At 41.7% G+C, this 12,445-nt stretch carries 9 protein-coding genes and 2 pseudogenes; 5 read left to right on the forward strand and 6 right to left on the reverse strand.

Annotated elements, in window-relative coordinates:
* Positions 1-97: 97 nt before the first annotated feature.
* From mutS to BUB86_RS13675, 3 genes are all read left to right on the forward strand, one after another.
* Positions 98-2,716 (forward strand): DNA mismatch repair protein MutS, encoded by a 2,619-nt coding sequence (gene mutS / locus BUB86_RS13665; RefSeq protein ID WP_073210467.1) that lies wholly within the window; start codon positions 98-100, stop codon positions 2,714-2,716.
* 83 nt (positions 2,717-2,799) lie between these two features.
* Positions 2,800-4,782: a TonB-dependent receptor plug domain-containing protein gene (locus BUB86_RS13670; protein WP_073210469.1), complete on the forward strand. Its 1,983-nt coding sequence runs from the start codon at positions 2,800-2,802 to the stop codon at positions 4,780-4,782.
* A 5-nt stretch (positions 4,783-4,787) separates the two neighbouring features.
* Positions 4,788-5,117: a heavy-metal-associated domain-containing protein gene (locus BUB86_RS13675; RefSeq protein WP_073210471.1), complete on the forward strand. Its 330-nt coding sequence runs from the start codon at positions 4,788-4,790 to the stop codon at positions 5,115-5,117.
* A gap of 96 nt (positions 5,118-5,213) precedes the next feature.
* Here BUB86_RS13675 and BUB86_RS13680 read toward each other — a convergent pair whose 3' ends face one another.
* The 5 genes from BUB86_RS13680 to BUB86_RS13700 all read right to left on the reverse strand — a co-directional run bounded on the left by BUB86_RS13680 (position 5,214) and on the right by BUB86_RS13700 (position 9,870).
* A complete protein-coding gene (locus BUB86_RS13680) occupies positions 5,214-5,834 on the reverse strand; it encodes a porin family protein (RefSeq protein ID WP_073210473.1) in 621 nt (206 codons plus the stop codon).
* A gap of 133 nt (positions 5,835-5,967) precedes the next feature.
* Entirely contained in the window at positions 5,968-6,408 is a 441-nt protein-coding gene (locus BUB86_RS13685; RefSeq protein WP_073210475.1) for a DUF6078 family protein, read from the reverse strand.
* 131 nt (positions 6,409-6,539) lie between these two features.
* Complete coding sequence (locus BUB86_RS13690; protein WP_073210477.1) at positions 6,540-7,754, reverse strand: VapE domain-containing protein; 1,215 nt, start codon at positions 7,752-7,754, stop codon at positions 6,540-6,542.
* A 587-nt stretch (positions 7,755-8,341) separates the two neighbouring features.
* On the reverse strand, positions 8,342-8,863 hold the full coding sequence (locus tag BUB86_RS13695; RefSeq protein WP_073210480.1) for a DUF1643 domain-containing protein: 522 nt from the start codon (positions 8,861-8,863) through the stop codon (positions 8,342-8,344).
* A gap of 11 nt (positions 8,864-8,874) precedes the next feature.
* A complete protein-coding gene (locus BUB86_RS13700; RefSeq protein ID WP_073210482.1) occupies positions 8,875-9,870 on the reverse strand; it encodes a hypothetical protein in 996 nt (331 codons plus the stop codon).
* Positions 9,871-10,461: 591 nt separating this feature from the next.
* Between BUB86_RS13700 and BUB86_RS13705 the strand changes: the two are divergent.
* Positions 10,462-10,740: pseudogene (locus BUB86_RS13705) on the forward strand (cell filamentation protein Fic); the annotation flags it as partial.
* Positions 10,741-11,239: 499 nt separating this feature from the next.
* A complete protein-coding gene (locus BUB86_RS13710) occupies positions 11,240-12,127 on the forward strand; it encodes a DNA-binding protein (RefSeq protein WP_073210487.1) in 888 nt (295 codons plus the stop codon).
* A gap of 121 nt (positions 12,128-12,248) precedes the next feature.
* Here the strand turns inward: BUB86_RS13710 and BUB86_RS13715 are convergent.
* Positions 12,249-12,445: pseudogene (locus tag BUB86_RS13715) on the reverse strand (IS256 family transposase); the annotation flags it as partial.

Here is a 12,445-nt window from a genome sequence, read left to right on the forward strand (position 1 = left end):
AATAAGTGAGAACAATACAAAATAAAAAGCCTAAAATTTTGCCATTTGCGAAAAAAGGAGTAACTTTGCCGCTCAGAATAAATTTAAAAAAGCAGATATGGCAAAAGAAGGCAAGGAACTAACTCCGATGATGAAACAGTTCTTCGATTTGAAGGCGAAACATCCTGATGCAGTCATGCTGTTCAGGTGTGGCGACTTCTATGAGACCTATTGCGAAGATGCCATCACTGCCTCAAAGATCCTAGGTATCACGCTGACTCATCGTAACAACGGTTACAACAAAGGCGATGAGATGGCCGGATTCCCACATCACGCCCTCGACACCTATCTGCCAAAACTGATTCGTGCTGGCAAACGTGTGGCCATCTGCGACCAACTGGAAGATCCCAAACTCACCAAAAAACTTGTAAAGCGAGGCATCACTGAGCTTGTTACACCAGGTGTGGCTCTGAGCGATAACGTGCTGAACTACAAGGAGAACAACTTCCTGGCTGCTATCCACTTTGGCAAGTCTAGCTTTGGAGTGGCCTTCCTCGACATCTCTACTGGCGAGTTCCTGACTGGTGAGGGAACGGCTGACTATGTAGAGAAGCTTCTTGGCAATTTTTCGCCAAAGGAGGTGCTCTTCGACAGAAACAAGAAACAGGAATTTGAGCGTAACTTCGGCACTAAATACTTTACCTTCCAATTGGATGATTGGGTGTTTACAGAGCAGACTTCGAAGCAGAAGCTGTTGCACCACTTTAAGGTGAAGAACTTGAAGGGCTTTGGTGTAGACCATCTGCAATCAGGCGTCATCGCTGCAGGAGCCATTCTGCAGTATCTGGAACAGACCCAGCACACACAGATAGGTCATATCACTTCGATATCGCGTATCGAGGAAGATAAATATGTGCGACTGGATAAGTTCACCATCCGCAGTTTGGAGTTGGTACACCCCATGCAGGATGATGGTAAGTCGCTACTCGATGTCATCGATAAGACCGTAAGCCCCATGGGTGGGCGATTGCTTCGCCGCTGGTTGGTATTCCCATTGAAGGACGAAAAGCCCATCAACGAGCGCCTCGACGTAGTAGAGTACTACTATCGCGAGCCAGAGTTCCGTGAGTGTATCGACGATCAGATACATCGCATAGGCGATTTGGAGCGCATCATATCTAAGGCTGCTGTAGGCAGGGTTTCGCCTCGCGAGGTGGTCCAGCTTAAGACAGCCCTGCAAGCTATCCAGCCCATCAAGACGGCTTGTCTTTATGCCAAGAACGAAACGCTGAATCGCATTGGCGAGCAGCTGAATCTTTGTGATTCATTGAGAGATCGCATCGAGAAAGAAATCCAGAACGATCCTCCACAGCTGGTGGCCAAGGGAGGTGTGATTCGCGATGGTGTGAATGCAGAACTTGATGAACTCCGCCAGATAGCCTATTCAGGCAAGGATTATCTCTTGAAGATACAGGAGCGCGAGGCTGCTGAGACGGGCATCCAGAGCCTTAAGATAGGATATAACAACGTGTTTGGCTATTATCTGGAGGTACGCAATACCTACAAGGAGTTAGTTCCACCAGAGTGGGTACGCAAGCAGACTTTGGCTAATGCAGAGCGTTATATCACGCAAGAGTTGAAGGAGTATGAAGAGAAGATTCTTGGAGCAGAAGATAAGATTCTGAGTCTGGAGGCTAAGCTCTTCAACGACCTCGTGATGGCTATGCAGGAGTTTATCCCACAGATACAGATTAATGCCAACATTGTAGCTCGTTTGGATTGCTTGCTGAGCTTTGCCAAGGTGGCTGAGGAGAACAAGTATATCCGTCCTGTTATCGACTCTACCGAGGTCATCGATATCAAACAAGGTCGCCACCCAGTTATCGAACAGGAGCTGCCTCTTGGCGAATACTATGTGCCCAACGACATTCTGCTCGACAACGAGCGCCAACAGATTATCATCATCACAGGTCCTAATATGGCTGGTAAATCGGCTCTGTTGCGTCAAACGGCTTTGATAGTACTGATGGCTCAAATAGGTTGCTTTGTGCCCGCAGAGGCCGCCAGAATCGGTCTGGTGGATAAAATCTTCACTCGTGTGGGTGCTTCAGATAACATTTCGCTTGGTGAATCAACCTTTATGGTAGAGATGACAGAGGCTTCGAACATTCTTAATAACGTATCATCGCGCTCGTTTGTGCTCTTCGATGAGTTAGGTCGAGGCACAAGTACTTACGATGGTATATCTATCGCTTGGGCCATCGTGGAGTATCTGCATGAGAATGCCAAAGGCCATCCACGCACACTCTTCGCTACCCACTACCACGAGTTGAACGAGATGGAGAAGAACTTCAGTCGCATAAAAAACTATAATGTGAGTGTAAAAGAGGTTGATGGCAAGGTGATTTTCCTCCGCAAGCTGGAACGTGGAGGCTCAGAGCACTCGTTTGGTATCCATGTGGCAGAGATTGCTGGTATGCCCCGATCTATAGTAAAGCGCGCCAACGTTATATTAAAGCAGCTTGAAAGCGATAACGCCCAAGTAGGCACAGTAGGCAAGCCAACCAAGGAGATAGCCAATTCTCGCGAAGGCATGCAGCTAAGCTTCTTCCAGCTCGACGACCCCGTGCTTTGTCAGGTGCGCGATGAAATTCTTGGTATCGATGTGAATAACCTGACGCCACTCGAAGCGCTCAACAAACTCAACGATATCAAGAAAATCGTCTCAGGAAAATGAATACCTCTTTTTAGGTATTTCGATAGTTAATAAAGATATAATGTGCGTTTGATTCATTTTTTATGCATAACTTTGCAGCCGAAATGAAGAAAAAAAGATACTATACTGGACTGATAGCCACAACAATAGTTACTTGTGGAGTTTATGGTCAAAGCACTATAAACACAGATTCTCTGAAGATGCTCGAAGGCGATCATCTGCAAGAGGTGCAGGTAATGGCACACGGTCATCAGCATGCCAAAACAAGAGGCTTAGCCAATACTGACCTTATCGGTAGTGGCGATTTGCTTCGTGCTGCCTGCTGTAACTTAGGCGAGAGTTTTACAACCAATCCATCGGTAGATGTAAACTATGCCGATGCAGCTACTGGTGCGCAACAGATTAAACTGTTGGGACTGAACGGCACCTATGTGCAGATGCTGACAGAGAATATCCCCAACTATCGCGGTGCGGCTGCCCCATTCTCGTTAAGTTATATCCCAGGCCCATGGATGCAGAGTATTCAGGTTTCGAAAGGAGCCTCGTCGGTTAAGAACGGCTATGAATCGATCACCGGTCAAATTAACGTAGAGTTCAAAAAGCCGCAGGCCACACCTTTTGCCGACGCGAACCTATATTATAATACAAAAGGGAAACTGGAGGCTAACCTTGGTGCAAACCTCAAGCTCTCCAACCGCTGGAGCACAGCCCTGTTAGGGCACTACGAAATACTCGACAAGGCACACGATGAGAACAACGATGGTTTTGCGGATATGCCGAAAGTACGCCAAGGCTCGCTGATGAGCCGTTGGGCCTACATGAGCGATGGTTATATCTTCCAGGCAGCTATCAAGGGGCTGAAAGAACATCGTGAGAGCGGCCAAATCGGACATCACTCTGCCGCCGTGCATCCTTATCTCATCGACATCACCAACGAACGCTATGAGGCCTTCGCCAAGAATGCCTTTATCCTCGACCCAGAGCATGGCTCGAACATCGCCTTGATTCTATCGGGGGCGCTACACCACCAAAATGCACTCTATGGTCATAAACAATACAATACCGACCAGCGCAACGGCTATGCCTCGCTGATGTTTGAAACAGATTTTGATGAGCACAATAGTATTTCTACAGGTATAAGTCTGAACCACGATCGTTTTGATATCGACGAAACCACACCTGGCATCTATGCCCAATACACTTATAAGATAGGTGAACAGTTTACCTTAATGGGCGGATTGCGCTGGGATCACAGCAACATCTATGGTGGTTTCCTAACGCCACGCATGCATCTGAAATACTCACCTAACGACATTCTGACGCTGCGTGGTTCTATCGGAAAAGGCTATCGCACCAACCATGTGATGGCAGAATACAACTACCTGCTGGCCAGCAGTCGACAGATCATCATCGATAACAATCTCGACCAGGAAGAGGTATGGAACTATGGTCTGAGTGCTGCACTCAGCATCCCTATTGGCGAGCGCAAACTGGAACTGAATGCTGAGTATTACTATACCACATTCCAGCACCAGTTGCTAGTTGATATGGATAGCAATCCCCATGCGATACACTTCACCAACCTAGCAGGCGACAGCTACTCACACACCTGGCAGATAGAAGCTACATACCCGCTATTCGATGGCTTTACTATGACAGCCACCTATCGTCGCAACAACGTAAAATCAACATATAGCGGTGTGCTACGCGAAAAGCCGCTCACCAACCGCTACAAAGGGCTTATCACAGCCCAGTTTAAGCCAGGCTTAGGCAAATGGCAGTTTGATGCCACGCTGCAACTGAATGGTGGTGGACGAATGCCTGATACTTACACAATCAACAACGGACAGCCTGCATGGGAGAGCAGTTATAAGGGTTACGAACAACTAAATGCACAGGTAACCCGATTCTTCCGTCACTGGAGCATCTATGCCGGTGGCGAGAATATCACAGGTCGCCAACAGCAGTATCCTATCATTGCTGCCAGCGATCCATGGGGCCAGAACTTTGATGCCACCATGGTATGGGGCCCTATGCATGGAGCCATTTATTATATCGGTATAAGATTAAATTGGATTAAATTATAAGCATTATGAGAACAAAATTGTTATTTATCGCATTAGCATTCGTAAGCGTATGCTTTGCAAAGAACATCAAAACTGTAGTATTTACCACCAACCCACAGATGCACTGCAACAACTGTGAGAAGAAAATTAAAGAGAACATCCGCTTTGAAAAGGGCGTTAAAAGCATTAAGACCAGTCTTGACACAAAAACGGTAACCATCGAGTACGATGCCGACAAGACTACCATAGCCGACATCATCAAAGGCTTTGAGAAAATCAAATACGAGGCCAAAGAGGTGAAAGAAAACCCCAAGAAGGTAGATGCGACAACATCCGCCACAACAGTTTCAAAATAAATTGCAACGACCTATTATAAGTCGAAAGATCATCTCAATAAAAGAGCCGCAATCCTTACAAGGGTTGCGGCTTATATTGTTTTGTAATAGATTCAATTACAGTCCGAACTTATAACCAATAGTGAATTGGAATACGCTGTTCTTGGTACCATCTCCGCCTGAGATAGATAAAGCATTTGTTAAACCTGCATTATAACGAAAATCTAACTGAACATTATTGAAATCATACGAGATACCAATGGGAATAGAAAGATCGAACTTATTGATCGTTACATCCATTCCTGCTGTTTCGTACGACTCCTTCAGTCCTACTTCAGCTGATGCACCATTGGCGCTAATCTTGACCTTGTCGTTAATCATAAATCCTGGCTGCAAACCTATTTTTATTGCCAACTTATCAGTAGCACGATAAGATGCAATAACAGGTATGTTGATGTAGTCCATCTTGATAGTTCCGTCGATACCTTGAAATTTAGCTTTACATCCCTGCTGAGAATACATTGCGCCAAATGATAACGCCATCTTTGGTGAAGCTACATAGCCGAATTCTCCTCCTACAGTTAATGCAGAACGGATTTTGGCTTCGCTGTCATTAGTCAATGTAGCGAGGTTAAGACCAGCTTTTGGCATGAAGCTCCACTGGCCCACGCCATTCTGTGCAAAGGTGCACAAAGAGGTTGCCAATAATACAACCACTGATAGAATTTTCTTTTTCATCTTTTTTTTTTAAGTAATTAATATAGTGTTACAAACACCTGATTCATACATTTGATGATGCAAAGGTAATGAATATTTTCTAAATAATAATGAACTAATTCAATTATTTTGTTATTTAATTCGTAATTGTGCATCAATCAAAGTCCCAAACCGAAACATAATGATCAAACTTAATTCCCTCAATACTGCCATACTTTGCCAGCACCTCCATAATCTCCTCCTGTCGTTTAGGCGAGATCATTATCTCACCATGATGAGCGCGATAATATTGACCATTGCCGCTACCAAACAGCGAGCTTACACTACGACGCGCCTCTGCCCTCATATAGCTTGGTATGTTACGATATAGCTGTGAAAAGCCCCATGCCTTCTGCACAAGCTTCTTCTCATTATAGCAGCGGCACTTACCACCCTGCCAAGCTACAGGATACACAGCCTGACCTTTGTAGCAATTTTCTGCCTTCAGCAGTTTGGCCTGATAGTGCAGACACTTGTCCTTTTCAGCACAATCGCTGTTGAAACACAGCGCATATCCACTTGGGATATCCTTTACATTAAGTTTTATTTCTTTCATTTAATTCTGTTTTTTAAAAAGTTATCAAAAAAAAACTCATCTCTCACTAAATCTCTCGAAACGCCCGTGTACAAAGGGTTTGAGAGGGGTGAGAGATTTTTGGAATCTCTCCCTAATCTCTCAACAATCCCTCAAGCAACCCTCACAGGAATCACATCGTAGTAAGAGATATGTGCCTTCTCTTTGAACTTAAAGCCCAGAGCCTTGATAGTTTTACCAAGTCGCACTTTATTACCTACGGTGTTTGGCAGCGAAGGATAGCTCTTACGCATCATCTCAATCATCTGGTCGCAGTTCATAGTCTTTGCCACCTCGCCCTCTTCAGGCTGACGGAAACAAGCCACAAACATCTCTCCAAGGTCCTTCTGCTCCATAAACTCCTGATTAAGCTGCTGGATACGGGCCACCTCATCGTTCGAGAACCAGTAGGGCGATTTCAGTTCTCGCAGCTCATAAACCACCTGAGCATAAAGCTGTCCGTAGTCGATGTCGCCCTCATTATTCACCAACAGTCCGTCGGGTATCTCAATACAGATGTATCGACGGCTACCAGTTGGGTCAGTCAGCGGGTGAGGATTGTTGGTGGTAGCCACAAACGATGCATATCGGGGGCGATCCTCCTGAGTACGGCCAAATATAGGTCGACCGTTCACCTTACTTACTGACAGCGTCTGCTTCAGCTTGGCGTGCTGAGAGTGGCCGATGGCCTCGAGCTCATCGAGATTCACGATGAGGTTGTTAGTAAGCGCCATCTCTTTGTCGAACTTGTTGCCAAGGTTCAGATGGTCAAGATAATACTGTCGCAGCTGCAGAGGCAGCAGTCGTCGCACAAAAGTGGTCTTTCCACAACCCTGATGGCCAATAAATGTTGGCACACACTCGTTGCCGTGCAGCATATCCATCTGCAGCCAGTGGGCTACGGCCGATCGGAGCCAGATGGTGAGATAGTTCAGCTGCTCAGAGCTGATGCCAGGGATGCGAGCAAAAACCTTTGCGATATGGTTCTGTCCGTCCCATTCGGGTAGATTAGTCAGGAATGCCTGCACTGGATTGTATTCAGGCACTTCCTCAGATTCCACATACTCCGTAATCTCTGTTTTAGGACTACCCTTTTCCAGAATCTGCTCGCGCTTGGCACGAATCACGATACTGTTCAGGGCCGCCTTTGTCAGAGGACGGAATACATCACACTCGGTTTCGTCGTTAGACTTAACCGCAAACTCTACCTTTCCGTTCAGAGTGTTTCGACGGAAGCGGTAGTTCTCCATGAGGAACAGCTCGATTGCGAGCGTTACCTCCTGTGAGGCACAGGATGCCCCACACGTCATTTTACCGTTTTCTTTCATTTTGTAAAGCCTATGATTGGTGCGCTTTCCACAGCGTACGTTTCGTGGTGCAAAGATACAAAAAAAAATTGCGGTTTGCAAATTTTTCGGCCATTATTTCCCATTTTTTCTTCAAATGTTAAAATCTGGCTGAGGGGTATTTTCATGGAGGGATTATGTGAGAGATTTATGAGAGATTAGGGAGAGATTCTGAAAATCTCTCATGCCTCGAATCCCCAGTGTTTATGCGGGTTTTGAGAGATTTAGTGAGAGATGAGAGATTTTTCAATAAAACTTTTTAAAAACGCATTAATAATACCACAAAATATGCCTAAAAAAGAACCCAAAATTTTCCCAATTAGGGAAAAATTGATTCCCAACTAGGGAACACCATTTTCCCACCTTGGGAACGTTTTATTCCCTTACTGGGAACAAAAAGTTGCAATATACTTCCTTCATCATTAAATTGCGAAAATCTTCGTTGCGATATTTTTCGTATAACAGAAAGGCAATTCTTTTTTAATGCTTTAATAAAGAAGAAAGGGTCAGAGAACTTGACCACTTTCTCCGCCCCCTTTATTCATTAAACCTTTTCGCTTTTTAATATATTATTTCTTTATATACTCATATACATCAAAATCATTAATCCCCATAGAATAAGCTGCTCGAGATGGATGACGCGGATTTCCCAATTTTGTTGGTTCTCCAATTTGCTTCCATTTTGGATTTAATGGTTGAAGCAAATCAACAATATCTTTTAGACAATCTTTTAAATATGTTGTAGCGTTAATTGGATTTCCAAAAGCAAGCACCACAACCGGATTTTTGTTATTTCCAATTATTTCTTTAATCTTTTGGAGATTTTTCTGATGCAACTTAAAATCTATATTATGAGGTAAAGCATAAGGATCTGTACTACGCAATGGATAGAGATTCATCATTGCAAATCCACAAAATCCATTGATATCTGCAAAGCGGATAACCTTTCGCATTGTTGGGTCTGCCTTTTCATCTGTTGCTGTACTTGGATTTACACCAAAAACATAAAGCATGTTCTTTCCCTCTTTAATTAATGCATATCGGATGGAATCACCTTCTGCAACCATTTTTATATCATTATAGTTATTCATATGAGACTTGTTTAAAAAAAAACACTTAAATCGTCTTGATTATACTTCTTATAATCATTCTCATTTTTAGCATATATATATTCTCTTTCTGTCCACGAGGTTAGATTATTATTAATATAAAATAGACTTTTTGTCCAATTCCCATAACTATCATATGTATACTGTGTAGTATAGACAATAAAAGGTTTGCTTGCACCATTTTTGAAATGACTCACTTTAATTAAATTCCCTTTGCTATCATAATTTAATACTACACTAAGTAATTTTTCTTTTTTACCATTAATTCTTGATTCAAGTACGTTATCCATTTTAATAGGATGTTTATTATTATTAAGTATGCTAGTAGTTACATCCCAATAAAAACCTTTATTCTTACGAGTTGTTTCTTTTAATCCACTAATTATTTCTTCTTGTTCAAGTCCCTTTTCGCTATATGTCGATATTTTCTTTCCTCCATTAGTATAAGTATACACTATTCGTTCTATTTGTGCTTTTGGAGTATCTGAAATATTGTACACCTTAACTTCACTTATCTTTCCGTTAGTATTATACTCATATGCATACTCTTTAGCACTAGAGCCATTTATACCAAGGTCTTTTTTACATATCATCTTCCCTTTTGAATTATACTCGTATTCGTACTTGTAAATACTAACAGTATCATTATTGCCACTATCACTACAGTCAATGGCTATTTTGTTTATCAGATTTCCATATTTATCGTAAATGTATTTTTTAAAGGATGTTGGAGAATAAATTTGCTTGTCAAGATTACCATTGCTATAAAAGCATTTACGAACATCTTTTGAACCTGTACGCCTAATCTCTCCGAATGCTTTTTCAAACGAGCAATCCTTTTCTACAACAACTGCTACTGGACCTTTCAAACCTAAGTCTTTTCTGTTTGTAAATTCTTCTTTTTCATCACAAATACCTTTTTGTGGGATAAATACAAGTACTGCTATCAGCAGCAAGTTGTACAGGATTGTTTTTTTGTTTCTTTTCATAACGCCTTAAATTTATAGTTTTACTTGAATTTGGTATTCGATCTTTGATACTCACTATAGTAGTAATAGTAAAAATAAAAAACGTGAGCAATTTACTTCGCTTACGTTTCAGAGGTATTGGGGATAACCTTAACTGCTTAAACGAGTAAATGCCCACGCCAAGCGGCGTGAACTATCTACTTCGGTCCTTGCAGTTTTCATCAAATTCCCCAATTATCTGAAACAAGAATCAAAAGTGGACGTTCTATATTATGTCCTTATTATTATCTTAGCCCATAGGCAAATCATTTTAAATCATTCAACTTCAAGTTAATTATTTCTTTGAGGGCAAAGATAGGAATTATTATTGAAACTTACAAGGTTTTACAGAAAAACTTGTTGTTATATCCTTCAATTTGGCTACATCTCTTATATATTATATTCGCTTTAACGCATTTCAGGATAAGCCAAGCGGCAAGAATCATAGAATCTGAGAAAGTAATTAAGTTCTCTGATCTTTTATGTTTTTTATTGATTTTCTTGCCGGTATCGGCAAAAAGTCGTATATTTGCAGCAGAAATTGGCGCGAAAACTTGCCGATAGAGTAGAAATATGGAGTATATATCAGTTAGTAAGTTTGCAGAAAAGTATGGTATTTCTGAGCGTACGGCTCGAAATAATTGTGCTCAAGGGAAGATTGAGGGGGCTTTCTTAAAAGGAAAGACCTGGAATATTCCTGCAGATGCTACTTTGCCCAAACGTGGATTGAATAAGAAAAAAATATCTCCACTACTTAAGGCATTAAGAGAGCAGAAGGCTTCGAAACTAAAGGGTGGTATTTATCACCGCACCCAGATTGACCTTACATATAACTCTAATCATATTGAGGGCAAAAGTAGCAAATTATTTTGGGATAACAATTATTTAAGTTGAAAATTTTGCTGCAACATAACAAATACGACAGGAGCGAGAAAAAGTTTGGTCATATTCCTTATTAATAATAATTATATAATACTTTAATATAATATATTATATTAAGCATCATTACTCTTTTTCCACCTGTCCAATGTGGATGACCAAACTTTTTCTCCTTCCTGTCGTAATGTTACAATTTCACCAGTTATCTATGCCGTATTACTTTATTAAGACTTTTATACCCTTACCATTAATGTTGACTATGCCAACCTGTTTAACTTCCAAACTTTATTTAAAAAAATGATTCAATGTGTATTATTAATAAGTGAATTATAGGAGACGAGAATTATGTAGTCGGAGAAATATAATATATACTTTGATTTATGTTTTTTAGTATTATTTCTTGCCGGTATCGGCAGAAAATTGTATATTTGCGGCGTGAATTGGCGTAAAAACTTGCCGATAGAGTAGAATTATGGAGTATATATCAGTTAGTAAGTTTGCAGAAAAGTATGGTATTTCTGAGCGTACGGCTCGTAATTATTGTTCTCAAGGGAAGATTGAGGGGGCTTTCTTAACAGGAAAGACTTGGAATATTCCTGCAGATGCCGTTTTGCCCAAACGTGCTGCGAATAAGAAAAAGTTATCGCCACTACTTAAGGCATTAAGAGAGCAAAAGGCTTCGAAACTGAAGGGTGGTATCTATCATCGTACCCAGATAGACCTTACATACAACTCAAACAATATTGAGGGCAGTAAGCTGACTCACGATCAGACGCGATATATCTTTGAAACCAATACGATTGGTGTTACTGATAGCTCTGTGAATGTGGATGACGTAGTAGAGACAGTGAATCATTTCAGTTGTATCGATTATATCATCGACCATACTGAAGATAAACTGACAGAAGCATTGGTAAAGTATCTACATCTGTTACTGAAATCAGGAACATCAGATAGTAGAAAAGATTGGTTTGCTGTGGGCGAATATAAACGATTACCAAATGAGGTTGGTGGACAAGATACTTGTGCGCCAGAAGATGTGCACAAGCAAATGAAAGCACTATTGGATGAATATAATCAGAAAAAGAATAAGTCTTTTGAGGATATTCTTGACTTCCACGTGCGATTTGAGCAGATTCATCCTTTCCAAGATGGTAATGGCCGCGTTGGACGTTTGTTGATGTTTAAAGAGTGTCTGGCTAATGATATCGTTCCTTTTATTATCACAGACGAACTGAAGATGTTCTATTATCGTGGCTTGAAAGAGTGGGGGCACATTGATGGCTATCTTATAGATACTTGCTTAACAGCACAGGATATGTACAAGGAGCTGCTAAAGTATTTTAGAATAAAACAATAATAAAGTCGGGGTAGTGTAAGTTGAACTGTGTCAAGGCCATTTCCCTTATTATATTAACCTCAGATGGGGGACACGATTTTTAATCGTGTTTTCCAGATGAGGAGCCTTTCTAGCTGCAAAGTTACATAATTTCATACCTATCTCCAAATTTTATCGCTATTTGTTGTGAAATAAGTGCCCAGTTCGCCAGGGGCATAGTCCACTTCTCGCTAATGTTACGGTAAGCCAGGTAGACGAGTTTCTCCAAGGCTGTATCAGACGGGAATACGCCCTTGTTCTTCGTAACCTTGCGTATCTGACGGTGATAGCCTTCGACTG

The sequence above is a fragment of the Xylanibacter ruminicola genome (assembly GCF_900142525.1).
Lineage (GTDB): Bacteria > Bacteroidota > Bacteroidia > Bacteroidales > Bacteroidaceae > Prevotella > Prevotella ruminicola_A.